The organism is Arthrobacter livingstonensis (genome assembly GCF_003219815.1).
Taxonomy (GTDB): domain Bacteria; phylum Actinomycetota; class Actinomycetes; order Actinomycetales; family Micrococcaceae; genus Specibacter; species Specibacter livingstonensis.
In genome coordinates this window covers 1-24,531 of record NZ_QJVD01000015.1, presented here as the reverse complement: position 1 = coordinate 24,531, position 24,531 = coordinate 1, and the positions used below count along the sequence as shown (strand labels likewise).

The following is a 24,531-nucleotide window of genomic DNA, read 5'->3' as shown; positions in this document are numbered from 1 at the left end:
ACAACGAAAGGAAAAGTCATGGGAGGACAGTACGGGACCGAAGATTCACGGGCGGTGCACCCGTCAGTGGAGGGCGGGCTCATGCGGGCCGTGGTGCGGGACCGCTATGGCGATGCTGACGTCCTGCGACAGGAACGGATCAACCGGCCCGCGGTCAGGGACGACGAAGTGCTCGTGCGGGTCCACGCCGCCGGCCTGGACCGCGGAACCTGGCACATGATGACGGGCCGGCCGTATCTCATGCGCCTCTTCACGGGGCTGCGCAGGCCCCGGAACCCCGTGGCGGGCCTTGATCTTGCCGGCACGGTCGCCGCCGTGGGCGCGGCCGTGACCCGGTTCCGGGTGGGGGAGGAGGTGTTCGGATTTGGCAGCGGCTCCTTCGCCGAATACACCACGGCCCGCGAGGACAAACTGGCCCTTAAGCCGCCAGGCCTGTCTTTCGAGGAGGCGGCGGTGGTTCCGGTCTCCGCGGTCACCGCCTTGCAGGGACTGCGCGACGCCGGACGGGTCCGGGCCGGGCAGAAGGTCCTGATCACCGGTGCCTCGGGCGGCGTGGGCAGCTACGCCGTCCAGCTGGCCAAGGCGTTTGGCGCCGACGTCACCGGCGTCTGCAGCACGTCAAAACTGGACCTGGTGCGTTCCCTTGGCGCCGACCACACCATTGACTACTCCCGGGACGACTTTGCCGACGGCAGTCGGCACTACGACCTCATCCTCGACTTCGCAGGGAACCCTTCCCTGTCCCTGCTCCGCAAGGCGCTCTCGGCAACCGGGACCGCCGTCGTCGGGGGCGGGGAGCACGGCGGCAGGCTGACCGGCATGGGCCGGCAGATGCGTGGGATGGCACTCTCACCGTTCATCTCGCAGCGGCTGACCATGGTCGCCGCCAAGCAGCGGGCCGCGGACCTTGAACTGCTCACGGAACTCATCGGAGCGGGAAAGGTGAGGCCGTGCCTGGAGCGGACCTTCCCGCTGGACCAGGCGCGGGACGCCATGCGCCATCTCGAGGCCGGGAAGGCGCGCGGAAAACTCGCCATCACCGTCCGGCGACCCCAATAGTCCACCGTCCTACGCGTTAACAGCTCGCCACACGCAGTCCAATGGCAGGCCCTTCATGCACGGCCACCCATCACGCAACACCCCATGAAAGCAGCAAGCCATGTCAACATCGACACCGTTTGAAACCCCTTCCAAGGCCGGTCCGCCGGCGGCCCGCAGGCCGGGGGTGTACATGTTCGCACTCGTTGCCGGCGTCCTCCTGGGCGCAACCTCGCTGGGGGCGCTGGGAACGGCCCTTCCCCTTCCCTGGGCGCCCGTCGGAATGACCCTTGGTGCAGCCCTGATCCTGTTCGGAGCCGCCGGACTTGGCGGGGGCATCAGCCCGGGCGCGCCGCCGGAGGCGGTCAGGACCGAAAAATGCGGCGTCCATGCCGGCTCAGCTGACCGGGCAGCTTGAGCCGGGACTCTCCCGGTGGAAGTGGCTGGTCAAGTGGTTCCTGGCCATTCCGCACTACGCGGTCTTGGCCGTTCTCTGGGTTGCCTTCCTGGTGGTGACCTTCGCCGCCGGCGTGGCCATCCTGTTCACCGGACGCTACCCGGCGGCGTTGTTTCAGTTCGCGGTCGGCGTGCTGCGCTGGAACTGGCGGGTGTCCTTTTACGCCTACGGGGTTCTGGGTACGGACGAGTACCCGCCATTCACGCTGGCCCGCACCGCCTACCCGGCCGACTTCTTCGTCGCCTGTCCGGAGAGCCTGTCCCATTGGCAGATCCTGCTGAAGTCCTGGCTCTTCGCACTGCCGCAGCTGCTCGTTGTTTCGCTGCTGACCGGCGGTGCATGGGCGTCCGCGTCCGCCTCGGGCATCTCGCTGGTGGGCGTTCTGGTCCTGGTGGCCGCCGTCGTCCTGCTCTTCACGGGGGTGTACCGCGTGGGGGTGTTCAACCTGCTCATGGGCATCAACCGGTTGGCGCTGCGCACCATGGCCTATGTGGCGTTGATGACGGACAAGTATCCGCCGTTCCGCCTGGGCCAGGGGCCGTTCGATCCTCCCGCCGACGCGTTGAATCCGGGATCCGCCTGAGCCGGGCGGAATCGGCAGCAACGAAAGGCGTCAGGCAAAAGCGATGGGAGCAATGACATGAAGCAGCAGCAGGCAGGTTCGATGGCAGGGCGGACCGTGCTGGTCACCGGGGCGAGCGATGGGATCGGGCGGGCAACCGCCGTCGGACTGGCCCGGATGGGTGCGCACGTGGCCATTGTGGGGCGGGATCCGGGACGCATTGAGGGGGCAGCCCGGGAGATCCGCGCCGCCGACGGCGGGGCGGTGGATGGGTTCGTCTCGGAGCTGTCCTCCCAGTCGGAGGTGCGGCGCTTGGCGGGGGAGGTGCTGGCGGCGCTGCGGCGGATCGACGTCCTGGTCAACAATGCGGGCGGCTGCTGGGATACCCGGCACGTGAGCGCCGATGGGCTCGAACGCACCGTTGCGCTCAACCACCTGGCTCCGTTCCGACTGACAAACCTGCTGCTGGAGCGGACGCTGGCGGGAGGCACTGCCCGTGTGGTCACGGTGGCGTCGAACGCGCAGGCGCTGGGGAGGATCGACTTTGGCGACTTGCAGGGCGAACGCGCCTACTCGGGGGCGCGGGCCTACAACCAGTCCAAGCTGGCCAATGTGATGTTCAGCCATGAACTCGCCAGGAGGCTCACGGGCAGCCGGGTTACGGCCAACGCCCTGCACCCCGGCGTGGTGAACACGCGGTTCGGGGCCGAGGACCCGGGCGCCATCCAACGTGTGCTTATTCCCTTCCTGCGGCCCTTCATGAAGTCCCCGGCCAGGGGTGCCGCCACCTCCATCCTCGTGTCATCCGCGCCCGGGCTGGAGGGGGTGACGGGCTGCTGCTTTGCCAACGGGAAGGCCGGCAAGTCCGCCCCGCGCTCCGATGACCGGGTGGCTGCGGCGCGTCTCTGGCAGGTCAGCGCCGAGCTGGTCGGCCTGGGCACGCCTGCCTGGGACGCTAAACGGCGGTGACGGCCGGGCGCCGGCGTTGGACCACCCGGCGCCCGGCCAGGCCGAGAACCATGACGGCGGCGGCGGGCACCAGCGGCAGCGACCCTCCCGGGCCCCGCAGCGTCCCGACGAGGACGCGCCCGGCAAGGTCCGCCATTTCCGCCGCGTGGTAGGCGTGGACGCGGCTTCCCGCGGTGGCGCTGACGGACGCGAACATGGCGGGCCCGAGCCACAGGATGAGCAGGCTGGCGGCCGCTTCGGCCCGCCGCCCTACCGGTTGCCGAACTCCACCCGGACGGCGTCGTTGTCCGGAAGGACGACGACGGTGCCGCGGGCCAGCGTCCAGCCGTCGGGAAGCAGGAAGAAGCGCCCGCCGCTGACCACCAGCAGGTGCAGGCCGGTGTATCTATATACGGGGGCCGACGCCGCACCCAGCCGGGTCTGCTTCACGCCGGGAGCGCCGATGGACAGATCGGCATGGCTGTACACGTCCGCCCGCGGCAGCGACGGCAGCTGTGCCTCGATGTCGGCCGCCAGGCCACGCCCCACCACCTGGGCAAAATCCGAGACGCCCCAGAACAGCAGCACCGTCACGAGCGTGAACACAAACGTTGTCTCCAGGGCCCGGTGCTGCACCACCAGCCTGCCGGCCGGCCGGGGTCCGCGCCCCAGCGTGAGGCGGTGCAGGCGCACGCCCCACTCGGCCAGCAGGACGCCGGCGGCCATCAGAAAGGGTACCGCCAAAAATGCCCCCTGGGGGAGGACCACCGCCAGCAGCCAGCAAGCTGCGGCAAGGCAGATGCCGCCGATGGCCGCTGCGGCGGACAGCCGGGCCGCCAGGCGGCCCCGCCGGCCCGGTCGAAGCTGGCTGCGCACCCAGTCGTCGGCGGCCAGCCATACGAGTCCGGCAATCAAGAGGGATACCAGAGGAAAGAAGAGGGACCGGATGCCCCTCAGGGCGTAATCCTGGACGGTGTAGCCAAACAGGCTGACGTCCAGGCCCATGGCCCGTGCCTGGGCATCGGAGCGGGCCCAGCCGAAGTACACGAGCAGTGCCGTGGCCACGGTGACGGGAGGGCCAATGGAGGAGATGATGGCCAGGGCTTTCGCCAGCGGCGTCCGGACATCGGCATCCGGCGCCGCGGCGGTGGCGGCTGCGCCGCCCGGGGAGGGAGTCCCCACGGAGCTGCTGCCCGGTGCTGGGGCGGAACCTCCCGCGGCGGGACCTCCCGCGGCAATTTCGCCGTCATCGGCAAGGACCGCCGGGTCCGCTTCGGTGTGGCCGGCGCCGGCCTGGCCGTCCATCAGCCGGCACCCCCGTCGACGGCCGTGGTGGTGCCTGGCGCCTCGGGTGCAGTGGAGACTGGTGGGGTGGCTGTGTCGTCGAGATACGTGAAAGTGAGCGAGCCGGGGAGCGCTCCGGAGCTTCCCTCAGCCGTGATTCGGACGGTGCCCGTGGCAGCGGCGGGCGGGATGACGATGTCCCACCGTCCCGGCTGGTCCGGATCCGCTTCGGCCGCCACGCGTTGCCCTCCCACCATGACCGCGACGACGTCAAGGAAACGGCCAGCCAGCTGGAAGCGGCCACCGGCCAATCCGCTCGAGGGGGTGGCTGTAGGCCCCTGGCCGTCCAGTGCGTCCAGCCCTGTCAGGCCCAGCGGGCAGGCCGTCCCGGACCCCACCTCGGGCGACGGCGCCGCCGCCGGGTTTTGTGAATGGAACGCCACCAATGCCGCCACGAGGTCGTAGGCGGCGCGGTCAAGGCAGTGGTCCTGCCCCGGCTGCTGCAGGGCGGCCAAGCCGGCTGCGGCTTCCGTCCACCCGGAAACCTGGCCCTGGTACACGGCCCGGCAGGCCGCCGTGGCGGCACTCCACAGCGCGAAGCCGTCGGGCGTGGTGGCGTTGCCGGCATCGACGGCGGCGGCCAGTCCGTCGCAGTCCTTGGCCTGAAGCAGCACATACCACTGGCTCTGCGGGGGATCGGCCGGATCGACGGGCCCCGGCGGCACCCACGCAAGCGTCCCGCCGTCGTGCTTCACGGGAGGGCTCCCCGGGACAATCCCGGTGGGGGCTGCGACGGTCTGCGCACCGTCTCCGGACGACGGCGGTGCGGCCGCGGGCGGTGACGCGCCACAGCCGCTGAGCGCCAGAACGGCAACGGCCGCCAAGGCGTATCCCCGCGTCCACGCACCTGCCCACCACCGCATGGTGACTCCTCACAAGCAACGCCGGTCCGCACCGGCAGCCACCGCCCGCTGCCCCCGCAAATGACGGGAAAATGTTTGAACCTTGGGACTCATTATCCTCACTCCGCAGGGGGTGGCAAGGATCAAGATTGGTGCGAATGTACGTTCGGAAGGCCGGGCGTACCTGTATGTTTAGTTGCAACGGGTGGCCCGGTGTGATCCAGCCGACAGGCAAAGTGGCCTGCGCTGCACGCACCAGGACACATGAGGACGCTTCATCTATCGCCGGACCCTAGACAAGAGGTTCGTCGTACGCAGCATTTTAGGTGCGTACGGAAACGTACCCACCGTCCGGCTCTTCGTCCGGCAGCAACAACAACTAAGGAATTCCCATGCGCCGCATCTACGCACTTCCCGCCGTCGCCGCCGTCGCCGCGCTCATGCTCACAGGCTGCGTTGACAACAGCGCGTCCTCCCCGGGCGGCGGCACTGCCGCGGCCACGGCGGACACCGTCACCGTCCAGAAGAATGACGCCATCGCAGCCTCACTGCCGGAGAAGATCAAGAGCGCCGGTGTCCTCAATGTGGGCATGGCCAACAATTACCCGCCCAACGAGTTCAAGGACGCCAACGGCAAGCCTGCCGGGTGGTCCGTGGACCTGACCAACGCCTTGGGCCAGGTCCTGGGCCTGAAGGTCAACTTCGACATCGGCACGTTCGACAACATCCTGCCGGCCATCAAGGGCGGCAAGGATGACATGGGCATGTCCTCCTTCACGGACACCACGGAGCGGGAAAAGCAGGCCGACTTTGTCAACTACTACTCAGCCGGTATCCAGTGGGCATCCCCGGCGGGCAAGACCGTTGACCCGAACAACGCGTGCGGCCTCAAGGTGGCAGTGCAGGCCACCACGTACGAGGACACCCATGAGGTTCCCGCCAAGTCCAAGGCGTGCACCGATGCCGGAAAGCCCGCCATCACCATCTTCAAGTACGACGCCCAGGACCAGGCAACCAACGCCCTTGCGGTGGGCCAGGTTGACGCCATGAGCGCCGACTCGCCCGTCACCCTGTATGCGATTTCCCAGACAAAAAAGAAGCTTCAGACCGCTGGCGACGCCTTCGAGGTAGCGCCCTACGGCATGCCGGTTGCCAAGGGTTCCGCCTTCACCCCGGTCCTGCAGAAAGCCCTGCAGTCCCTCATCGATGACGGGTCCTACACGAAGATCCTCACGAAGTGGGGCGTGGAGAGTGGCGGCGTGAAGACCGCTGCACTCAACGTTGCGGCGAAGGGTTAGCCGGTGACGAACGATCCGGAGCCGGATTTGGGGCCGCGCCCGGGGGCGCACGCCGCCGCCACCCGGGCGAATGATCCGCTGGCCGACGATCAGGAAGGGGAGGCAATCACGGCCATCCCGCTGCGCCACCCATGGCGGGTCCTCATTGCGGTGGTGCTGGTCCTGGCACTGGCCGTGTTTGTCATCGACGCGGCCCAGCGCGACGACTTCGGCTGGGCCGATGTCGGCAAGTATATTTTTGACAAACGGATCAGCCAGGCCGCGCTGGTCACGCTGCAGCTGACGCTCTATGCCATGGTCATTGCCATCGTCCTGGGGCTGTTGCTGGCCATCATGCGGCTGTCCCCAAACCCCGTCGTGAAGAGCGTCGCGTGGCTGTACATCTGGATCTTCCGCGGGACGCCGGTCTATGTGCAGTTGGTTTTCTGGGGAATCGTTTCGCTGATCTATCCGGTGCTCACCATTGGCATACCCTTCATGACACCGTGGATCTCCTTCCACAATGACATTTTCACCAACCTTTTCGTGACAGCGGTCATCGGTCTCGCGCTCAACGAGGCCGCCTACATGTCCGAGATCGTCCGTGCGGGACTGCTTTCGGTTGATGAGGGCCAGGAGGAAGCATCGCGGGCCCTGGCGATGTCGTGGGGCCAGACGATGCGTTTTGTGGTGGTGCCGCAGGCGATGCGCATCATCATCCCGCCCACCGGCAACGAGGTGATCTCGATGCTCAAGACCACCTCGCTCGTCGCGGCCATCCCGCTGAGCATCGATCTGTACGGGGTGTCGCGGGGCATCTCGGCGGTGACATTCACTCCGGTGCCGCTGCTGATTGTGGCCTCCCTGTGGTACCTGCTGTTCACCTCAATACTCATGGTGGGCCAGCACTTCATCGAAAAGCGGTTTGCCCGCGGTTCCGGACAGCGGAAGGCGGAGAAGTCCCTCCCACCGGTGGGGCCGGCGTCGGACATCACCAACATTCGCATGAACAACATTGAGGAGGGCAGGCAATGAGCGGGACACCCATGGTGCACGCGGACCGCGTGTCCAAGAGCTTCGGATCAAACCGCGTGCTCAAAAGCATTAGCCTGACCGTGAATTCCGGTGAGGTCCTGTGCCTGGTGGGACCCAGCGGGTCCGGCAAGTCAACGTTCCTGCGCTGCATCAACCACCTGGAACGCGTGGACGCCGGCCGCCTTTCCGTGGAGGGGCAGCTGGTGGGCTACCGCCAAAAGGCCGGGAAGCTGTATGAGCTCAGGCCCAAGGAAGCGGCCTTCCAGCGGCGCGAGATCGGCATGGTGTTCCAGCGCTTCAATCTCTTCCCCCACTTGACAGCCCTGGAGAACATCATTCAGGCGCCCATGCGGGTCAAGGGGGCGTCGAAGGCAAAGGCGAGCAAGCGTGCCGTTGAACTCATGGAACGCGTGGGCCTCGGCGACAAGGCAGGGCACTACCCGGCGCACTTGTCCGGTGGCCAGCAGCAGCGGGTGGCCATAGCCCGGGCCTTGGCGATGGATCCGAAACTGATGCTCTTTGACGAACCCACGAGTGCGCTGGACCCGGAGCTGGTGGGGGAGGTGCTGGATGTCATGAAGGAACTCGCCAGCACCGGCATGACCATGATTGTGGTGACACATGAGATGGGTTTTGCCCGGGAGGTGGCCGATTCGCTGGTCTTCATGGATGGCGGCGTGGTGGTGGAATCCGGCAACCCCCGCGAGGTGCTCGCCAACCCGCAGCACGAGCGCACCAAGGCCTTCCTGTCCAAGGTGCTCTGAACCCGCCGGGCCGCCATTCACCGGCATGATCCCGAAGATGCCCGGGAAGGCCGACGGCGGCGCGCCCACCGACGCCCGTTCCCCCGGTCAGGGCGGGTGGTCTTCCCCGTTGGACGCGGTTCGCTTTAGGCGGTGGGCCGAGGGCCGCCTGGCCCATGCCGCCGCTTAGACGAGCGGCCACGGGAAGTGCGTGCCGGTGAAGAACGAGGGCAGCACGCCTTGGCGCAGCAGGCGCTGCACCCGTCGGCGCAGTGCCGCAACCTCGGTGTCGTCCAGGAGCTCGGCGATCACGCCAGGCACGGTCACGGCGAGTGGGGCGATGTCCGCCAGCAGTGCCTCTGGAATGGGTTCGCCGGCAAACTCCCAGATCACGGTGCGCAGCTTGTATCCGGCCGAGAAGCACAGTCCGTGGTCAATTCCCCATACCCGGCCGTCAAAGTCCCGCAGCACATGGCCGCTCTTGCGGTCGGTGTTGTTGGCGATGCAATCGAACAGGGCGAGCTGCGCCAAGGCCGGGTGGATCTCGGGCGCGTCGTCATACAGCGTGAAGTAGTGCTCCCGCGCGTCGGCATTGATGAACCACTGCAGCGATCCGACACCCAGGGGCGGGTCTTCACGGACTACCGTGGGCGGCACGATGTCCCAGCCCAAGTGGTCGCTGAGCAGATAGGCTGCCCGTTCGCGCTGGTACAGCCCGGGTTCAAAGTCCGATAGCGGCCGTTCCCCGGCTTCGGGCTTGTAGACTGCCCACCCCGTGTCGTCCCCGTCCGAGACCTCGGCCAGAAACGCGGCGTTGCTGCTGTGCGGGATGCGGCCGATGAGCTCGACGCGCCCCTCAAGAAGCAGCTTCAGCTCCCGCGCGGGCACTGTCCATCCCGTTTCATGTGGCCCTCAGCCCGCCCAGGGGCTCCTGGGTCGAGTTCACCATGAGCACATCGGGCGGCCGGCCCTCAACCAGTGAAATGACGGAGACGGAGCCGGGACTGATGAAGATCCGCTGGAAGTGGTCCAGGGGAGTGCCCAGGGCATGGGCGACGGCGGCCTTGATCGGATCAGCGTGGGAAAAACAGGCGACGACGCCGCCCGGGTGGGCTGCGCAGCGTCCCTTGAGTGCCCCGACCATCCGGGCCTGCATTTCAGGGAAGCTCTCCCCTCCGGGGAAGCGGAAGGTTGACGGACTGTTCTGCACGGTCTGCCACTGCGGCAGCTTCGCGAGATCGGCAAGGGTGGCTCCGGTCCATTCGCCAAAGTCACACTCGAGCAGCCCGGCGTCGTCGTGCATCGCAAGCCCGGTGACGGCCGCCGCAGGCGCCGCGGTTTCGCGGGTGCGCTCCAGGGGGGAGGAATAGATGGCGTCCACGGCAAGGCCTTGGAGCCGTTCGGCAAGGCGTTCGGACTGGGCCCTGCCATGGTTGGACAGATGAAGTCCCGGAGTCCGGCCGGGCAGCACCATTCCCGTGGTGGGAGTCTCGCCGTGACGCACCAGCAGGAGGAGGGTGCGCGGGGGCGGAGGCGGCGCCGATGTTGTCTCAGTCATCATGCTCCAGCGTAGGTGCTTTTGGGGTTTTGCGCGCTGGAAACGTCAAAGTTGGATGCTGGATTCCCGGTGCATTCGGGATTACCGTTGAGGGGTGAGTGATCGCCCCGAAATCTTTACCCTTGGTGAATTGCGTGCCTCCGGCCATGTCCACAAGGACCTGCGCCGGGAGATTCGCGAGAATCTGCTCGCCGCGCTGGCGGCGAGCCGTGACCCGTGGCCTGGGATCTACGGTTTCAGCCGAACCGTCCTGCCCCAGCTGGAGCGGGCCTTGATCGCCGGCCACGACCTGGTCCTGCTGGGTGAGCGGGGGCAGGGCAAGACCCGGCTCCTGCGCACCTTGGCAGGGCTGCTGGATGAATGGTCGCCGGCGATCGAGGGATCGGAACTCAACGAGCATCCCTACGAACCCATTACGGAACAATCGAAGGCCCGTGTACTGACCGAAGCGGACCGGCTGCGTGTGACCTGGCGGCACCGCTCGGAACGCTATGTCGAGAAGCTCGCCACTCCAGACACCTCTGTCGCCGACCTGATCGGCGACGTCGACCCGATGCGGGTTGCCGAGGGCCGCCGGCTCGGTGACCCGGAAACCATCCACTACGGCCTGGTCCCGCGTTCCAACCGCGGCATCGTGGCCATCAACGAACTGCCGGACCTGGCCGAACGGATCCAGGTTGCGATGCTGAACGTGATGGAGGAACGGGACATCCAGATCCGCGGCTACGTGCTGCGGCTGCCGCTGGACGTGCTCGTCGTCGCATCGGCCAATCCCGAGGACTACACCAACCGCGGCCGGATCATCACGCCCCTCAAGGACCGTTTCGGCGCCGAAATCCGCACCCACTACCCCCTGGAGCTGGACGACGAGGTGGCCATCATCCGCCAGGAGGGGCGGCTGGCCGCCGACGTCCCGCCCGTCATTGTCGAGATCCTTGCCCGCTACACCAGGTCGCTGCGCCAGTCCCCGGCGATCAATCAAGGCTCCGGTGTTTCCGCCCGCTTCGCCATCGCTGGTGCCGAAACCGTGGCGGCGGCCGCGCTGCGCCGCTCCACCGTGCGCGGGGAGGCCAATGCCGTCTCGCGCATGGTCGATCTGGAAGCGGCGATGGAAGTGCTCACTGGAAAGCTCGAATTTGAATCGGGGGAGGAGGGGCGCGAGGAGGCCGTCCTGGACCACCTCCTGCGCATGGCTACGGCGGAAGCGGTACGGCTGCACTACCGCGGACTGGACTTTGGGCCCCTCGTGGCGGCGCTCGACGGCCACACCACCGTGACCACCGGGGATGAGGTCACCGCAAGGGAATTTCTGGACAGCCTCCCGTCCTTGAACGGAAGCGGTCTCTACGAGGAGATTGGCGCCCGGCTGAACGCAAAAAATGACGGACAGCGCGCCTCCGCCATCGAACTGGCCCTCGAGGGCCTCTTCCTTGCCCGCCGGATCTCCAAGGAGTCCGACGGCAGGGAAACCATCTACGGCTAGGCACCGGATCGGGGACAGGGACGCATCATGGGTATTCACAATGGGTCTTCCAGATACGGCCGGTACACCGGAGGACCGGACCCACTCGCCCCGCCGGTCGATCTGGCCGAGGCGCTGGACGCGATCGCCGAAGACGTCATGGGCGGCTATTCGCCGCGGCGTGCCCTGCAGGAGTTCCTGCGCCGCGGCACCCGCAACCGTGAGGGCCTCGACGAACTCGCCGGCCGCATCCAGCAGCGCAGGCACGAGCTGCTGGGCCGCCACCGGCTTGATGGCACGCTCGAGGAAGTGAAGAAGCTGCTGGACACTGCCGTCCTGGAGGAGCGCAAGCAGCTGACCCGCGACGCCATGATGGACAACACCGACCGCGCGTTCCGGGAAATGCAGCTGCAAAATCTGCCCGCTTCGACGGCGGCGGCAGTCAACGAACTCGCTTCGTACGACTGGCAGTCCGGCACGGCGCGGGAGGCCTACGAACGTATCAGGGACCTGCTCGGCCGCGAGGTCCTGGACCAGCGGTTCGCCGGCATGAAGGAGGCGCTGGAGAACGCCACGGATGAGGACCGCGCAGCCGTGAGCGAGATGCTCGGCGACCTCAACGAACTGCTCGAACGCCACCGGCACGGGGAGGACACCGACGCTGACTTCCAGGAGTTCATGGCACGGCACGGCCGCTTCTTCCCTGAAAACCCGCAATCCGTGGAGGAACTCATCGACGCCCTCGCGCGGCGCGCCGCAGCGGCGCAGCGGCTGCTGCAGTCGATGTCGCCGGAACAACGCGGGGAGCTGATGCGGCTGTCCGCCCAGGCCTTCGGATCGCCGGAGCTCACGGCCCGGCTCGATCAGCTGGACTCGAGCCTGCGCGCCCTCCGCCCCGGCGAGGACTGGACCGGATCCGAACAATTCGAGGGCCGGGAAGGGCTCGGCCTTGGCGACGGGACTGGCGTCCTTGCGGACCTCGCCGAGCTCGATGAGCTGGCCGAACAGCTCTCCCAGTCCCACAACGGGGCACATCTGGATGATGTGGACTTGGCGGCCCTCGCCCGCCAGCTCGGCGAGAACGCCGCCGTCTCCGCGCGCGACCTGGCCGAGATTGAGCGGGCCATGCACGACGGCGGCTATCTGCGCCGCAGTGCCGACGGCGAACTGCGGCTGTCCCCGCAGGCAGTGCGGCGGCTCGGGAAATCGCTGCTGCGGGACGCCGCCAGGCAACTGTCAGGGCGGCAGGGCAGCCGGGACACGCGGATGGCCGGTGCCGCCGGCGAGCAGACAGGTTCCAGCCGCGAATGGCAGTTCGGGGACGCCGAACCGTGGGATGTCACCGGCACCATCACCAATGCCATCCGCCGCACCATCGTCGATGGTGGTGACCCGGGCAGCGGCCTGCACCTGGCGGCGGGCGACATCGAAGTCACGGAAACGGAGGCCCGCACCCAGGCTGCCGTAGCCCTGCTCGTCGACGTGTCGTTCTCCATGGCCGCCGAAGGACGCTGGCTTCCGATGAAGCGCACGGCGCTGGCCCTGCACCAGCTCATCTCCACCCGCTTCCGCGGTGACCGGCTGGCCTTGATCACGTTCGGCCGCTACGCGCAGTCCATGGACATCGGTGAGTTCACGGCGTTGCCTCCCCTGCGGGACCAGGGCACCAACCTCCACCACGGCCTGCTGCTGGCCGGCCGCTTCTTCCGCCGGCACCCGACCATGGCGCATGTCCTGCTCATCGTCACCGACGGCGAACCCACCGCGCATCTGGCGGCGGGGGGCGAGTCGTTGTTCTCCTGGCCGCCAGCCGCCGAGACCATCCGCGCCACTGTCGCCGAACTTGACCGCCTCGGGCGGGCCGGCACGCAGGTGACGTTTTTCCGACTCGGTGACGAGCCCAGCCTCGAACGGTTCGTCCAGGGAATCGCGCGGCGCATCGGCGGCCGCGTCGTCGCGCCCGCCCCCGAGGATCTCGGCGGCGCCGTCGTGGGGGAGTACTTCCGGGCCCGCTTCAAGGCAAACCACGATGGCGGCACCGACCGGGTCCTTTAGCCCACCTTGGCCCGGTGGCCGGCAGTGACCCGTCCGGGCGCCGGGCACTGGGCCGTACAGGCCTGAATATCAGACAATGCGCCAGGGGCCTTTCCCACTGGGACTGCTGTGCCCGACTGCACAGCGGACTCGTCCGCCTGGCGACCAGTCACAGCAAGGCCCGCAACGCGATGTGAATGGAGTTATGGCCAGTCGCGGCAGCGAGGACAAGGAGATACCCGTCAGCGTCGGCGAAGGACATGCCGTGCTTATCCCAATAGGGATTGCGTGAGGGGACGCGGACGCCGCCTACGTTCTCGATCCGCGATATCGCGTCTTCGCCGATGGGGCCGCCGAGGTAGATCACCAGGAGGTCTTCAGCGGTTGGCGACGGTGGAAGGGTGTGGTCTTCGACTATTTCCAAGTGCCAGGCAGCCTCCGGCCAGCCAATGAATGCGAGCTTGTGCCCTGACGGTCCGTCCTCCTGGCCTCCTTGGGAGTGTCAATCCGACGCCATCGACCCAAAATCGGATGGCCGCTTCAATGCCATGGGTCGGGTGTGCCAAACGGAGGTGGTGCTGCGGCTCTGGTTTCATGGCGGAAGTCGACTGTTCCTTCATCGCGGGCACCGAGTTTCGGTCGACGGCGGACCGGTTGCCGCAGTGCGCTCCGGCGCGCTTTGGCTCGGCAAAGTGGTGCAGGACCGGCGGCTGCGTTGATGGAGTCATTGGAGCGATGACGTCTGCACTGTTGAGTATCTCGCACGGAATTGCGCCCGGGGGCGGAGCGACTATATCGCCCAGTATCGCAAGGAGAGCCGGACATGCCGGCTGAAGCCTGCGGGAGCCGGGAAGAACACCGCGCATGGGCTGCCGCCCGGCCAAACTCATGATCCGTTGATCCGGGTTTCGGCGGTGGCGGAGTCCTGGTCGACGGCATGGCCGGGGAACTCTCCCATTGCTCGCCGTTCCCCGCTTCCCGCACTATGGATTTTTGTCGGCATCCGGGTATATCGTTAGCTATCGTTTAGTATCGTTCGCGGTTGACTCAAGGAGAGCATGATGCATAATTCATTCCCGGCAGGCGGTTTTGGCGGCAGCAACATGGACGGCGTGTGGCAGGCCGTTGAGGAGTTGCGTTCAAGGTTTGACAAGCGCACGGGCACCCGGGCGGGCCGCGGCGAACTGCGCACTGCGGTGCTGGCCCTGCTCGCTGATCAGCCGATGCACGGCTACCAGATCATCCATGAAATCGAGGAGCGCAGCGGCGGCAGCTGGAAGCCCAGTGCAGGCTCCGTCTACCCCACGCTGCAGTTGCTGGCCGATGAGGGGCTCATCAGTGCCGAGGAATCAAACGGCCGCAAGATCTACTCGCTGACCGAGGCAGGCCGGGAGGAGGTTGCCGGTTCCAAGGAATCAGTGCCCTGGGACTCGACTGGACCGGAATCAGGAAAAGGGTTCGCGGCGCTGCCCAAGGCCGGCGTCGAGCTGGCACAGGCCGCGGCGCAAGTGGGCCGGACCGGTACTTCGAAGCAGGTGCAGGAAGCCGTGGCGGTACTGGATGAGGCACGCCGCCGGCTGTACTCCATTCTCGCCCAGGACTGACAGGGGTGACGTCGGTTCGACGCGACCGGGCAGACCCGGTGCCCGGCGCGGGGGACATCCGTGCCCGATACCGGCGCATCCTGCGCTTCGCCGCATGGCATCTCTCGGTGACCTGGTGGTTTGAGCTGTTCCTCCCCCGCATCGGGCTGGGCAGGATTGCCGAACGTACCCGGACAAAGAGGATGCGGCGCTTCGCGCAGCGCTTCCACGTGCTCGCCGTGGAGCTTGGCGGCCTGATGATCAAGGTCGGCCAGTTCATGTCGTCCAGGCTCGATGTGCTCCCGCCGGAAATCACCGCCGAACTCGAAGGGCTGCAGGACGAGGTGCCGCCAGTTCCGTTCCCTGCGATCCGGGCCCTTGCCGAGGCGGAGCTGGGTGCGCCGCTGGATACGGTGTTCGCCTCGGTCGAGGAGGCGCCCATCGCCGCCGCATCTCTCGGACAGGCACACCGGGCCAGGCTTCTTCCCGGCAATGCCGCCGACTCCGGGCTCAGCACCGTGGTGGTGAAAGTGCAGCGGCCGGGCATCGGTGCGATTGTCGACGTCGATCTGGCCGCGCTGCGCAAAGTGGGCGGCTGGCTCAGCCGCATCCGCATCGTGTCCAACCGTGCCGACGTGCCCGCCCTGATCAAAGAGTTCTCACAGACCAGCCTTGAAGAGATCGACTACCTGAACGAGGCGGCAAATTCAGAGCGCTTTGCCGCTGACTTCACCGCCGACGAGAGGGTGGCCGTGCCCGGCGTCGTATGGGAGCGGACCACCCGCCGGGTACTCACCCTCGAAGATGTCACGGCCATCAAGATCACGGATGCACAGGGGCTGCGTGCGGCGGGCATCGACCCGGCGCAGGTGGCCCCGGTTTTCGCTTCGGTCATGTTTGACCAGTTGTTCACGAACGGCTTTTTCCATGCCGATCCGCACCCCGGCAACATCTTTATCACACCGATTGCCGGTTCATCCGCAGAGCGTCCATGGAAGCTCACGTTCATCGACTTCGGCATGATGGGCGAAGTTCCGCCCAAGACGCGCAGCGGCCTGCGGAAGCTGCTGATCGCGGCCGCCTCGCGTGACGGCAAGGGTCTGGTGGCTGCCATCGGCGACATAGGTGTGCTGGTGCCGACGGCGGACACTGCGGCCCTTGAGCGGGCGATGACGCACCTTTTCGCCCGGTTTGGCGGGATGGGCTTTGCCCAGCTTCGCGACGTTGACCCGCGGGAGTTCCGTGATTTTGGGGTGGAGTTCGGTGACGTAGTCCGCTCGCTGCCGTTCCAGCTGCCGGAGAACTTCCTGCTCATCATCCGGGCGATGTCTCTGACATCGGGTGTGTGCAGCTCGCTGGACGCCCAGTTCAATCTGTGGGATTCGGTCGAGCCTTATGCGGCGCAACTGCTGCGCGACGAGCGCGGCAACATCGTCCAGGACGTGGCTGGGCAGGCGCTCGACGCCGCCGGGGTGGCCCTGCGTCTGCCGAAGCGCCTGGACGGGCTGATCACCCGAATCGAGGACGGCTCACTGTCGGTGGCCGTCCCGCGCCTTGAACGGCAGTTGGCCCGGCTCAATCGCACGGCACAGCGGGCAGGATCGACACTGGTATTCGGTGCCCTGCTCATCGCCGGTGCCGTGGTCCGGGCGGACGACACAGTGCTTGGCAGCGTGCTGATGATCGCATCCGTGGTGCCCTTGCTCTTCGGGCTGTGGGCGGGGCGCCGCCGCTGAGGGAAATTGTGAGAACTGGTGGCGGAGACCCGGCCGCGGGCGCAGTGCCCAGCCGGTGACATCCACTTCGCGAACGCTCTGCCTACGTCAGCTGGTGCGCATGCGGTTTGATTGGTTCGCCCCTGCTTGTTCCCGGACGATTGATTAAGTGGCAGCTGTGGCTACCATGAGCGCCAAGAGCTGGCCTCGAGAGTCTGGCCATGGCTGTCCAGGAGGCCGAATTTCCCCCGGTACTGCGCGGAGCACGGAAAAGGTCGTTCGCCCCTTCGCCCAGAAGCCGGCCCAGCCCACCGACGACATGCTCGTTGCCGACGTGTGGAACGGGACGCCCATCGAACCCTCCGCGCCGCCCCCGGCGCCTTCATGCACCATATTGCCATGCTGCAGAACGGCGGGGACCCCGTCACGACCACCATCTGGGGCGGGCACATCACCGACGAAGACTACAACGGAAGCTAAGGCGGGCGCGCCGACGGCCGCACACCCAAGGGGAGTGCCGCCGTCGCACTTTCCGGTAGGACTTATTTGCTGCCCTGGTGCTCCAGCGCGAAGTGGTCGGTATCGGGGGCGCCGTCGGACACCATCATCTGCAAACCTTCGTGGGAAGCGGCTGCATTGGTGGCAGCACGGGGGAACATGAGTGCTTCGTAGGCGGTGACGGCGCTGGGCAGATCGGGCTCACGGATTATTGCCTGGGCGAGGTCGGCACCGTCCAGCATGGCGGTGTTGGCGCCAAGGCCGGAGACGGGGGACATCAGGTGCGCGGCATCGCCCAGCAGGGTCACGCCGGCGCGGGTGGTCCATTGGGGCGGGACGGGGAGGGCGAAGAGGGGTCGGGAGAGGAACAGGTCATTGCATTCCTCGATGAGTCGCCGAAGTTCCGGCGACCAACCCTCAAACATCTCAAGCAGCGTGGCGCGAACGGCGCTGGCGTTGTCCAACTCCAGGCCGCGGCGCTCAAGCCAATCGGTGCCGTCGCGGAATGCGACGTAGGCACGGATGCGGTTTCCGGATTGGCGCTGGGCAACGATTCCCTTGTTGTCCTCCATGGCAAACATGCCGCCGCGTCCCACCAGCTTGGCGACTTCCGGGTGTTGTGCGTCAACATTGTCGAACTGGATTTCCACGAAGATGACTCCTTCGTGGAAAGGCTCCGCAGCTGAAACCAGTGGACGCACCTTGGACCACGCGCCGTCCGCGCCAATGACCAGGTCCACCATTTCCGAGGTGCCATCGCGGAAGAACAGTTCAAGCCGGCCATCGCCGCGTGGTTCGGTGCGGTCGAGGTTCGTCCCGTAGCGGACGGTACCCGGCTGCAGGGATCGCAGCAGCAGCTCGCGCAGATCGGCGCGGTCAATCTCCGGGGCGTCAGTTTCCCCCTCGGGGGAGTGATGTTCAAACAGGACGGTGCCGTCCTTGGCCAGTGAGCGCATGTCCTGCCCCTCGGGGCGGCTGATGGCCATGAATTCATCGAGCAGGCCTGCCGCGCGCAGGGCTTTCTGGCCCGTGTCGGTCTGCATGTCCAGGGTTCCACCCTGATCGCGGAAGCCAGGGGAAGGATCACGGTCATAAACGGTGACGGGAATGCCGGCCTGCTGGAGGATGCGGGCGGTTGTCAGGCCGCCGGGACCGGCGCCGATGATGCTGATGCGGGGTGTTTGTGATGTGGATGTCATGGGAAGTCTCCTCTGTGGAATGGTGTGGATGTCGTGCTGTTTCCATAAAATCATAACAACTCTACTTTCGCAACAACTCTTTTTGTAGAGCTGTGCGCTATGCTGTGGATATGACATCGCAGGCAACTGAAGACACCACGCCCGGGCGCCGGGAGCGCAAGAAGGCGGCCACGCGTGCCGCCATTGCCACGGCCGCGCTGACACTGTTCCTTGAGCGGGGCTTTGACGCCGTCGGCATTCGGGAAGTCGCCGCGCAGGCGGACGTTGCCGTGGCGACGGTCTTCAAGCACTTCGACAGCAAGGAAGCCCTGCTCTTCGATGAAGACGATGACATGGCGGCAGCCTTGATTCTCGCGGTGAGGGAGCGCGCTGGAGGCGTGGGCGTCCTGGATGCCCTCGAGGGCTGGTTCCTGCAGACGAACACCGTCTCGGCCACCCAATCCAGCGACCCCTCTTTTGCTTCCTTCATGAACCTCGTGAACGGGACCCCCGCGCTGCTGGGGTACTGGCGGGCGCGGTGGCAGCAGCACGAGCCCGCACTTGCCGCGGCCATCAGGGAAACATCAAGCGCTAACGCGCTCACGGCCAAAATGGTGGCGCACCTTGCCTTGGATGGATACACCTACGCCGTGTCCAGCGGGGAACCCGGTGCGTCCATCGCCGTGGTCTTTGACCTGCTGCGGAACGGCTCCAGCCTCGGCTAGCTGTCGGGCTTGGCTGGGATCTTCCGGCGCCCATGGTTGTCCTGTCGTCGGGGGACCTGGTCAGACGTTCCTGATTTGAGTTTGGCGCAATTGGTCGATGGGGACTTGTTCGGCAGCTGTGGTCCGGCGGGTGGTGGAGCGGGCCAGCTGCATGCGCCACGCCAGCGGCGTGGCCAGGGCCTTGGGGCAATTCCGGGCCGGCAGTCCCTTCGGGCGCGGCCGGAACGGTTCGCTTCGCTGGCGGAGCTGCACGGGCATTCCGCCGAGGCCGCTGGCAGGGAGCCGGGGCAGGTTGGAGTGACGTCACACTTCTGTGTGGAGGAAATCTCCCAGGGCGCCGAGGACACGTTTCACCCGCAGCACTCCTTCTACATTGGCCAGAACGTGCCGCGCGCCGGCGGGCTTGACCGTGCCAGTTTCCAGGATTGGGCCGGCCCGCGCGGCGCATTCCTTGCCGGCGGCCCGGCGGAAATCGTGGACAAAGTCCTGTGGGAACGCGAGGTCCTGGGCCACCCCCGCTTCCTGGCTCAGGTGTGTTTGGGTGGGTTGCCCAGGCGGCAACCCTGCGCTCCATCGAACTCCTGGCAGCCGAGGTCCTGCCGGCCGTCCGGGCCGCCCTGAGGCAGGAAAGCCGGCCTGTGCGGTGCCGCGCGTAGCCGACGTCGGCCGCCAGGACTGCCGGCCGGCCGGCGTCCGGAAGCTACTGACCATGGGGCCTTCCCAGGACCAGGACTCCTGCGTCCCCGTCAGGTTTTGCCCTTGCCCTTCTTGTCATCAATCATGCCGCCGAGGAGGCCGCCAATGGCCCCTCCGAGCACACCACCTGCGACACCGCCCAGGAGCGTGCCAAGTCCTGCCCCGATTCCGGCCATGCTGGAGCCGTAGCTGACCCTGGCGATGGAGACTGTCGTGGTGCCTCCGGGGTCCACCGAGACTTCAAAGGAGCCCAGCGCCGCCGAGGCCAGCACCAGGGCTACCGGGCTGGGCTTGTTGGCCGCGAGCATCTTGGCATAGACGTCGCGGGTTTCGAAGTAGGCCCTCTGGGCGTTGCCCTTTGGCTCGCCCGCCTCGTATCCGAGCTTGTAGAGCCCAAGCAGTGTCTCGGCCTCGTTGTCGCCGATGACCTCGGCGGCCGTCAGCCTTGCGAGCACGGCCCGGTGTTCGGCGACGTAATCTCCCTTGTTCTCCTCCATGATGCCCCGCGCCTCGACGCGCACTGCATGCATCAAGTCCGGTAATCCGACGATGGAGGCTGGTGTTGTTTCCATGGTGCCCCTCCTTTGGGTGCACGGACAACGCTACGCCGATTTCGGTCCAATGTGACCCTTGTCACACAAAATTGATGCCAACTTTCGAAGAATACTTCCGGCAACGGCTACCGGCACTGTCGATCCGGCGGACGTTCATTCGTCATCCCTGTGAAGGACCAAAATGTGGTGCCGCCCCATGGACGGCGATACCCGGATCAAGGAGAATGAACCATGCGCTACACATTGCTTTTGCACTACCCGGAAATGAACGCCGAATCACTGGGCGAAGACGCCATGGCGGAGGGCAGGCGGTCTTTCAACAGCTACGCCGCCGCGCTCCATCAGGCAGGCATCCTCATCAGTGCAGAGGTGCTCCAGCAATCACCCAACACCACCACGCTGACCATGGCCGACGGCTCGCTGCGGGTGCAGGACGGGCCCTTCGCGGACACCAAGGAGCAGCTGGGCGGGACGTTCGTGATCGATGTTCCGGACTTGGACGCCGCCATCGACTGGGGTGCCAAGGCTCCCGCGGTGCAGTGGGGAGCCGTGGAAATCCGCCCGGGCGCCACCTACACTGTCGACGGCGCCTGGCAGCCCAACACGTGACTGCCGGGGAGGCGCGGGCTGCTGCGGAACACGTGGCCCGCGCCTCCTTCGGCCGGCTCGTGGCGCTGCTGGCCGCGTCCACGGGCGACCTTGCCTTGGCCGAGGATGCACTATCCGCAGCTTTTGAACAAGCGCTCATCACCTGGCCGGCCAATGGTGTGCCCGGTAACCCGGAAGCGTGGCTCCTCACTGTGGCCCGCAACCGGCAGCGCGACACCTGGAAATCGGCCTTCCACAAGACCTCCGCACCGTTGGACGACGCAGGGCGAAACGACGGTGCCGCCATGACAGCCCTTGACGAGCTGGATATCGATGCAATTGGCGACAAACGCCTGGAACTCCTCTTCGTCTGCGCCCACGCGGCCATCGACCCGGGCGTGCGCACGCCACTGATGCTCCAGACTGTCCTGGGGTTCGACGCCGGCCGGATCGCCTCTGCCTTTGCCGTCCCCGCAACGGCGATGGCACAAAGGCTGGTGCGGGCCAAAAAACGCATCAAGGAGGCGCGCATACCGTTCACCGTGCCCGGCAGGGACGCCATGCCGGGGCGGTTGCCAGCCGTCCTTGAGGCGATCTATGGCTGCTATGCGCTTGACTTTCGGGACGCGGCGGATGCCTCCGTGCAGGATGCCGGCGCAGAGGATGGGGAGGACCTGGCCGGCGAGGCGCAGTACCTGGCCGTGAGCCTGGCCGGGCTGCTCCGGAACGAGCCGGAGGCATGGGGGCTGGCCGCATTGATCACACTCTCACAGGCACGCGCAGCCTCACGGGGAGGCGGCTTTGTGCCGCTGGAGGAACAAGACACCGCGGCGTGGGATGTGGAACTTATCAACGAAGGGGAAAGCTACCTACGCCAGGCGGCAGCAGCGGGGGCTCCTGGGCGCTTCCAGCTCGAGGCAGCCATCCAGGCGGTGCACTGCGCGCGCGCCCGCACCCAACGAACCGACTGGCCGGCGTTGCGCACTCTCTACACGGCGCTGGTAACCATTGCCCCCAGCCTTGGGGCGCGGGTGGCCTTGGCAGCCGTCATCGGGCGCACTGAATCACCCGCGGCCGGGCTGGCCGCTTTGGAAGCCATCGGTGCAGGTGCAAGCGCAACGGTGCCTGCCGCCGTCAAACATTTCCAGCCTCTGCTGGCCACCAGGGCGGAGTTCCTGGCCCGTGCGGGCCGGCGGGAGGAAGCAGCCGCCGCTTTCGCCGCCGCAGTCGCAGTGACCGGGCAGGCGGCCATCCGCGAGTACCTGCTGGACCGGGCCCGCCACCTGGGATGAACGCCCAGCCCCATGACGGGAGGTAGGGATATCCCTACCGTGAATGGGTGGCCTCCTGGATGTCATTGTGCAGCCGGTACCGACAGGCTTGAGGTGTGGCCATTTCTGGTCGCCAGCTGCCAACAGGAGCCACACATGGGTGACATCAATTCTTTGCTGACCGCGGTCAACGATCTTCTACTCGGCGCGTCCGGACAGCCGTGGATATACGCGGCAGTGGTGATTGCCTGCATCATCGACGGGTTCTTCCCGCCCTTTCCGAGCGAGACCATTGTCGTGGGATTGGCGTCACTGTCAGCTGCGCAAGGTGTGCCCGGCTGGCTTCCGCTACTGCTTGCGGCAGCGGTCGGCGCGTTCCTGGGCGATAACGTGGCCTACGCGACAGGACGGGGCATGGGTCCCAAGCGCTTCCGCTGGATGAGGCGCCCGCGCATGCAGCGGACCCTGGCCCGCGTGGGGCGGGAACTGGACCAGCGCGGCTTGTCCGTAATTCTCACAGCCCGGTTCATCCCCGTGGGCCGTGTGGCCGTCAGTCTCAGCGCCGGGGCGGCCGGGTTCCCGCGGAAGCGATTTGCCGCGATCACGGCGCTTTCATCCCTGCTGTGGGCCGGCTACACGGTGGGCATCGGCGCGCTCGCCGGAGCGTGGATCAAGGACAACGCCCTGCTGGGAGCTGCAGTTGCCACCGTTGTTGCCATCGTTGTTGGGCTTGGCTTGGAACGGCTGGCGAGGGTGGTCCTGACGTCCGGCCAGGCGGCCGAAGCCCCGGTGCTGCAGCGGGCCGAGGCCCTGAGGTGAGCCACTGATTGCAGCTATGTTGGTTCCGCCGGCGTTCATTGAACCGGCCCGGATAAGGCAGACTGGAACCTTCCCAGAATAAGGCGGCAACATCCATGCTTAACCTCGCGCAGGACACCGACGGCTTCATCCACATGAGCCGTCACCTTCCAAGGAAGATGTCCATCGCCATCACTTTCATCGACGGCAGCCGCAGCGAATTTTCCGGCGCCCGGCTCAATGAACTGTATGACCAGGCACTTGCCGCCTACCGGCTCGGGAACAACCTCGATGCCAAGGGCTTTGACCGGTCGCCGGTGAAAATTCACCGGCGTGACGGCGTGGGCCTGGTACCGGTCAGCCCGGACATGGCCCGCTAGCTCCCTGCCGGCACTTGATCCCGGCGTGCGGCGGGCAGGCGGCCCGTGTGACGGTCACCGTCCGGCCCCCTAAGCTGTTCTCATGACGGCCTTGAAAGTATTTGGACTGGACATCGACAAACTTGCCGGCGGCGGCAACGGCCACTATGTGATTGAAGAATCGGCGCGGGTGCATCCGCGCACGCGCAAGGCCTTTCGCTGGGTGAATTGGATACTGGCCCTCGAAGTGCTGGTGGGCCTAAGCGCCATTGTCATCGCACTGATCCTTGAAATTCGTGGCACGCCCGTGGGGTTCGCCGTCTGGTTCCGCGGCGTGGTGGTGCTGTTGATGACGCTCACCCTGTTCTTCTTTGCCTGGCGGGCTGAGCAGGGGTATTACTGGGGCTATCAACGGCTACGGCTTTTCAGCCAGATCTTCCCCGTCATCACCCTGGTGGTGGCCACCATTCCAGGGCTGTACCCGTATTGGATGGTGGTGGAGCAGATCATCTTTGCCGTTCTCATGATCGGCATCGCGGACTTCCTGACCAGCGACCACATGCGGGACGCCTACCCCAGTCCCAAGCGGCTGCGGGAACTGTAGGCTGTCAGCATGGCGTTGATGGAATTCGACCACATGGGCATGGTGGTGCACGATCTGGACGCGGCTGTGGAGTTCTTCATGGCGCTTGGTTTTGTGCGTCAGGGCGGGGCCGAGATCAGTGGGCCGTGGATGGACCGCATCATCGCGCTGCGGGGCGCCAGGGCCAGGATGGTCATGGTCAGCGCACCGGATGGCAGCGGGAAGCTGGAACTAAGTACCTTCAGTGAACCGGCGCCGGAGAAGGATTACCCGGTGCTTCCGGCGAACGCCCACGGACTCCGCCACATCGCATACCGCGTTGCCAACGTCGAAGCCGTGGTGGAAAAAGCCCGCGTGGCCGGGTATGGGCTGGTCGGCGAGCTGGTGGACTACGAGGGCATCTTTCGGCTTGGCTACATCCGCGGCCCGGAGGGGCTGATCGTGGAAGTGGCCCAGCCTCTGTGGGAGGACTTGGCAGGCTCCGGGTAGTGCGATCCCCGGCTAGCGCAGGCAAACCAGGGGTTGTGGACCGCGCCAAAAGGCGGGGGCCACAACCCCTGTCCGTTGTTGACAAACGCGCCAGCTGGTTCCTAGAAGGTGGAAGCATCGATGACGAAGCGGTACCGGACGTCGGAGGCCAGGACGCGCTCGTAGGCGTCGTTGATTTTGCTGGCGGGGATGAC

Annotated in this window: 29 protein-coding genes; 19 read left to right on the top strand and 10 right to left on the bottom strand. The window is 66.5% G+C overall.

Going from position 1 to position 24,531, the window contains the following annotated elements:
• Positions 1-18: 18 nt before the first annotated feature.
• The 4 genes from CVV68_RS13955 (at position 19) to CVV68_RS13940 (ending at position 3,026) form a co-directional block, all read left to right on the top strand.
• A complete protein-coding gene (locus CVV68_RS13955) occupies positions 19-1,059 on the top strand; it encodes an NAD(P)-dependent alcohol dehydrogenase (protein ID WP_245933537.1) in 1,041 nt (346 codons plus the stop codon).
• 100 nt (positions 1,060-1,159) lie between these two features.
• The gene (locus tag CVV68_RS13950; protein WP_110501620.1) at positions 1,160-1,456 is read left to right on the top strand and encodes a hypothetical protein; all 297 of its coding nucleotides are present in this window, start codon (positions 1,160-1,162) and stop codon (positions 1,454-1,456) included.
• Positions 1,428-2,078, top strand: coding sequence for a DUF4389 domain-containing protein (locus CVV68_RS13945; RefSeq protein WP_110501619.1), 651 nt, complete (start codon positions 1,428-1,430; stop codon positions 2,076-2,078). The genes CVV68_RS13950 and CVV68_RS13945 overlap by 29 nt, the downstream gene beginning before the upstream one ends.
• A 57-nt stretch (positions 2,079-2,135) precedes the next feature.
• A complete protein-coding gene (locus tag CVV68_RS13940; protein ID WP_110501618.1) occupies positions 2,136-3,026 on the top strand; it encodes an SDR family oxidoreductase in 891 nt (296 codons plus the stop codon).
• Here CVV68_RS13940 and CVV68_RS13935 read toward each other — a convergent pair.
• The 3 genes from CVV68_RS13935 to CVV68_RS13925 are packed head-to-tail and all read right to left on the bottom strand — an operon-like array spanning position 3,013 to position 5,212.
• Positions 3,013-3,222 carry a hypothetical protein gene (locus tag CVV68_RS13935; protein ID WP_110501617.1) on the bottom strand — a complete coding sequence of 70 codons (210 nt, stop codon included), beginning with the start codon at positions 3,220-3,222 and terminating at the stop codon, positions 3,013-3,015. The genes CVV68_RS13940 and CVV68_RS13935 overlap by 14 nt on opposite strands.
• A 53-nt stretch (positions 3,223-3,275) precedes the next feature.
• Positions 3,276-4,310, bottom strand: a complete 1,035-nt coding sequence (locus CVV68_RS13930; RefSeq protein WP_245933536.1) for a hypothetical protein — start codon at positions 4,308-4,310, stop codon at positions 3,276-3,278.
• Entirely contained in the window at positions 4,310-5,212 is a 903-nt protein-coding gene (locus CVV68_RS13925; RefSeq protein ID WP_110501616.1) for a hypothetical protein, read from the bottom strand. The genes CVV68_RS13930 and CVV68_RS13925 overlap by 1 nt, the downstream gene beginning before the upstream one ends.
• A gap of 371 nt (positions 5,213-5,583) precedes the next feature.
• On the opposite strand from CVV68_RS13925, the gene CVV68_RS13920 reads away from it, so the two are divergent.
• From CVV68_RS13920 to CVV68_RS13910, 3 genes are all read left to right on the top strand, one after another.
• Positions 5,584-6,489, top strand: a complete 906-nt coding sequence (locus tag CVV68_RS13920) for an ABC transporter substrate-binding protein (protein WP_170133181.1) — start codon at positions 5,584-5,586, stop codon at positions 6,487-6,489.
• 78 nt (positions 6,490-6,567) lie between these two features.
• Entirely contained in the window at positions 6,568-7,503 is a 936-nt protein-coding gene (locus tag CVV68_RS13915; RefSeq protein WP_110501704.1) for an amino acid ABC transporter permease, read from the top strand.
• The gene (locus tag CVV68_RS13910) at positions 7,500-8,267 is read left to right on the top strand and encodes an amino acid ABC transporter ATP-binding protein (protein ID WP_110501615.1); all 768 of its coding nucleotides are present in this window, start codon (positions 7,500-7,502) and stop codon (positions 8,265-8,267) included. The genes CVV68_RS13915 and CVV68_RS13910 overlap by 4 nt, the downstream gene beginning before the upstream one ends.
• A 165-nt stretch (positions 8,268-8,432) precedes the next feature.
• Here CVV68_RS13910 and CVV68_RS13905 read toward each other — a convergent pair whose 3' ends face one another.
• Both CVV68_RS13905 and CVV68_RS13900 read right to left on the bottom strand, forming a co-directional pair.
• Complete coding sequence (locus CVV68_RS13905) at positions 8,433-9,134, bottom strand: SCO1664 family protein (protein ID WP_110501614.1); 702 nt, start codon at positions 9,132-9,134, stop codon at positions 8,433-8,435.
• Positions 9,135-9,147: 13 nt separating this feature from the next.
• Entirely contained in the window at positions 9,148-9,804 is a 657-nt protein-coding gene (locus CVV68_RS13900) for a histidine phosphatase family protein (RefSeq protein ID WP_110501613.1), read from the bottom strand.
• A 94-nt stretch (positions 9,805-9,898) separates the two neighbouring features.
• On the opposite strand from CVV68_RS13900, the gene CVV68_RS13895 reads away from it, so the two are divergent.
• A complete protein-coding gene (locus CVV68_RS13895; RefSeq protein ID WP_110501612.1) occupies positions 9,899-11,287 on the top strand; it encodes a sigma 54-interacting transcriptional regulator in 1,389 nt (462 codons plus the stop codon).
• A gap of 27 nt (positions 11,288-11,314) precedes the next feature.
• A complete protein-coding gene (locus tag CVV68_RS13890; RefSeq protein ID WP_110501611.1) occupies positions 11,315-13,321 on the top strand; it encodes a vWA domain-containing protein in 2,007 nt (668 codons plus the stop codon).
• A gap of 148 nt (positions 13,322-13,469) precedes the next feature.
• On the opposite strand, the gene CVV68_RS23920 is transcribed toward CVV68_RS13890, so the two are convergent.
• Entirely contained in the window at positions 13,470-13,724 is a 255-nt protein-coding gene (locus tag CVV68_RS23920; protein ID WP_211320848.1) for a hypothetical protein, read from the bottom strand.
• 637 nt (positions 13,725-14,361) lie between these two features.
• On the opposite strand from CVV68_RS23920, the gene CVV68_RS13880 reads away from it, so the two are divergent.
• The 3 genes from CVV68_RS13880 to CVV68_RS13870 all read left to right on the top strand — a co-directional run bounded on the left by CVV68_RS13880 (position 14,362) and on the right by CVV68_RS13870 (position 17,078).
• Positions 14,362-14,904 (top strand): PadR family transcriptional regulator, encoded by a 543-nt coding sequence (locus CVV68_RS13880; RefSeq protein WP_110501703.1) that lies wholly within the window; start codon positions 14,362-14,364, stop codon positions 14,902-14,904.
• A gap of 5 nt (positions 14,905-14,909) precedes the next feature.
• Positions 14,910-16,619, top strand: a complete 1,710-nt coding sequence (locus tag CVV68_RS13875) for an ABC1 kinase family protein (RefSeq protein ID WP_110501610.1) — start codon at positions 14,910-14,912, stop codon at positions 16,617-16,619.
• A 315-nt stretch (positions 16,620-16,934) separates the two neighbouring features.
• Entirely contained in the window at positions 16,935-17,078 is a 144-nt protein-coding gene (locus CVV68_RS13870) for a hypothetical protein (RefSeq protein ID WP_211320847.1), read from the top strand.
• A 62-nt stretch (positions 17,079-17,140) separates the two neighbouring features.
• Here CVV68_RS13870 and CVV68_RS13865 read toward each other — a convergent pair whose 3' ends face one another.
• Positions 17,141-18,295 (bottom strand): FAD-dependent oxidoreductase, encoded by a 1,155-nt coding sequence (locus CVV68_RS13865; protein WP_110501609.1) that lies wholly within the window; start codon positions 18,293-18,295, stop codon positions 17,141-17,143.
• A 110-nt stretch (positions 18,296-18,405) separates the two neighbouring features.
• Between CVV68_RS13865 and CVV68_RS13860 the strand changes: the two genes are divergently transcribed.
• Positions 18,406-18,999: a TetR/AcrR family transcriptional regulator gene (locus tag CVV68_RS13860; protein WP_110501608.1), complete on the top strand. Its 594-nt coding sequence runs from the start codon at positions 18,406-18,408 to the stop codon at positions 18,997-18,999.
• A gap of 60 nt (positions 19,000-19,059) precedes the next feature.
• On the opposite strand, the gene CVV68_RS23915 is transcribed toward CVV68_RS13860, so the two are convergent.
• The 3 genes from CVV68_RS23915 to CVV68_RS13845 form a co-directional block, all read right to left on the bottom strand.
• Positions 19,060-19,251 carry a hypothetical protein gene (locus tag CVV68_RS23915; protein WP_110501607.1) on the bottom strand — a complete coding sequence of 64 codons (192 nt, stop codon included), beginning with the start codon at positions 19,249-19,251 and terminating at the stop codon, positions 19,060-19,062.
• A 51-nt stretch (positions 19,252-19,302) separates the two neighbouring features.
• Positions 19,303-19,512 (bottom strand): hypothetical protein, encoded by a 210-nt coding sequence (locus tag CVV68_RS13850; RefSeq protein ID WP_110501606.1) that lies wholly within the window; start codon positions 19,510-19,512, stop codon positions 19,303-19,305.
• Between the two features lie 233 nt (positions 19,513-19,745).
• Positions 19,746-20,267 carry a hypothetical protein gene (locus CVV68_RS13845; RefSeq protein WP_110501605.1) on the bottom strand — a complete coding sequence of 174 codons (522 nt, stop codon included), beginning with the start codon at positions 20,265-20,267 and terminating at the stop codon, positions 19,746-19,748.
• A gap of 213 nt (positions 20,268-20,480) precedes the next feature.
• Between CVV68_RS13845 and CVV68_RS13840 the strand changes: the two genes are divergently transcribed.
• The 6 genes from CVV68_RS13840 to CVV68_RS13815 all read left to right on the top strand — a co-directional run bounded on the left by CVV68_RS13840 (position 20,481) and on the right by CVV68_RS13815 (position 24,337).
• Entirely contained in the window at positions 20,481-20,858 is a 378-nt protein-coding gene (locus tag CVV68_RS13840) for a YciI family protein (RefSeq protein WP_110501604.1), read from the top strand.
• A complete protein-coding gene (locus CVV68_RS13835; protein WP_110501603.1) occupies positions 20,855-22,129 on the top strand; it encodes an RNA polymerase sigma factor in 1,275 nt (424 codons plus the stop codon). The genes CVV68_RS13840 and CVV68_RS13835 overlap by 4 nt, the downstream gene beginning before the upstream one ends.
• Before the next feature lie 135 nt (positions 22,130-22,264).
• The gene (locus CVV68_RS13830; protein WP_170133180.1) at positions 22,265-22,927 is read left to right on the top strand and encodes a DedA family protein; all 663 of its coding nucleotides are present in this window, start codon (positions 22,265-22,267) and stop codon (positions 22,925-22,927) included.
• Positions 22,928-23,022: 95 nt separating this feature from the next.
• Positions 23,023-23,286, top strand: coding sequence for a hypothetical protein (locus tag CVV68_RS13825; RefSeq protein ID WP_110501601.1), 264 nt, complete (start codon positions 23,023-23,025; stop codon positions 23,284-23,286).
• 82 nt (positions 23,287-23,368) lie between these two features.
• Positions 23,369-23,869 (top strand): hypothetical protein, encoded by a 501-nt coding sequence (locus CVV68_RS13820; protein WP_110501600.1) that lies wholly within the window; start codon positions 23,369-23,371, stop codon positions 23,867-23,869.
• A gap of 9 nt (positions 23,870-23,878) precedes the next feature.
• A complete protein-coding gene (locus tag CVV68_RS13815; protein ID WP_211320846.1) occupies positions 23,879-24,337 on the top strand; it encodes a VOC family protein in 459 nt (152 codons plus the stop codon).
• The last annotated feature ends 194 nt before the right edge of the window (positions 24,338-24,531 follow it).

Coding starts and splice junctions, on each gene's coding strand:
- CVV68_RS13945 (WP_110501619.1), top strand. CDS start 1,428: ATGCCGGCTCAGCTGACCGGGCAGCTTGAGCCGGGACTCTCCCGGTGG.
- CVV68_RS13815 (WP_211320846.1), top strand. CDS start 23,879: ATGGCGTTGATGGAATTCGACCACATGGGCATGGTGGTGCACGATCTG.
- CVV68_RS13830 (WP_170133180.1), top strand. CDS start 22,265: ATGGGTGACATCAATTCTTTGCTGACCGCGGTCAACGATCTTCTACTC.
- CVV68_RS13910 (WP_110501615.1), top strand. CDS start 7,500: ATGAGCGGGACACCCATGGTGCACGCGGACCGCGTGTCCAAGAGCTTC.
- CVV68_RS13890 (WP_110501611.1), top strand. CDS start 11,315: ATGGGTATTCACAATGGGTCTTCCAGATACGGCCGGTACACCGGAGGA.
- CVV68_RS13940 (WP_110501618.1), top strand. CDS start 2,136: ATGAAGCAGCAGCAGGCAGGTTCGATGGCAGGGCGGACCGTGCTGGTC.
- CVV68_RS13930 (WP_245933536.1), bottom strand. CDS start 4,310: ATGGACGGCCAGGCCGGCGCCGGCCACACCGAAGCGGACCCGGCGGTC.
- CVV68_RS13925 (WP_110501616.1), bottom strand. CDS start 5,212: ATGCGGTGGTGGGCAGGTGCGTGGACGCGGGGATACGCCTTGGCGGCC.
- CVV68_RS13935 (WP_110501617.1), bottom strand. CDS start 3,222: ATGTTCGCGTCCGTCAGCGCCACCGCGGGAAGCCGCGTCCACGCCTAC.
- CVV68_RS13955 (WP_245933537.1), top strand. CDS start 19: ATGGGAGGACAGTACGGGACCGAAGATTCACGGGCGGTGCACCCGTCA.
- CVV68_RS13865 (WP_110501609.1), bottom strand. CDS start 18,295: ATGACATCCACATCACAAACACCCCGCATCAGCATCATCGGCGCCGGT.
- CVV68_RS13840 (WP_110501604.1), top strand. CDS start 20,481: ATGCGCTACACATTGCTTTTGCACTACCCGGAAATGAACGCCGAATCA.
- CVV68_RS13950 (WP_110501620.1), top strand. CDS start 1,160: ATGTCAACATCGACACCGTTTGAAACCCCTTCCAAGGCCGGTCCGCCG.
- CVV68_RS13825 (WP_110501601.1), top strand. CDS start 23,023: ATGCTTAACCTCGCGCAGGACACCGACGGCTTCATCCACATGAGCCGT.
- CVV68_RS13820 (WP_110501600.1), top strand. CDS start 23,369: ATGACGGCCTTGAAAGTATTTGGACTGGACATCGACAAACTTGCCGGC.
- CVV68_RS13880 (WP_110501703.1), top strand. CDS start 14,362: ATGCATAATTCATTCCCGGCAGGCGGTTTTGGCGGCAGCAACATGGAC.
- CVV68_RS13900 (WP_110501613.1), bottom strand. CDS start 9,804: ATGACTGAGACAACATCGGCGCCGCCTCCGCCCCCGCGCACCCTCCTC.
- CVV68_RS13845 (WP_110501605.1), bottom strand. CDS start 20,267: ATGGAAACAACACCAGCCTCCATCGTCGGATTACCGGACTTGATGCAT.
- CVV68_RS13920 (WP_170133181.1), top strand. CDS start 5,584: ATGCGCCGCATCTACGCACTTCCCGCCGTCGCCGCCGTCGCCGCGCTC.
- CVV68_RS13860 (WP_110501608.1), top strand. CDS start 18,406: ATGACATCGCAGGCAACTGAAGACACCACGCCCGGGCGCCGGGAGCGC.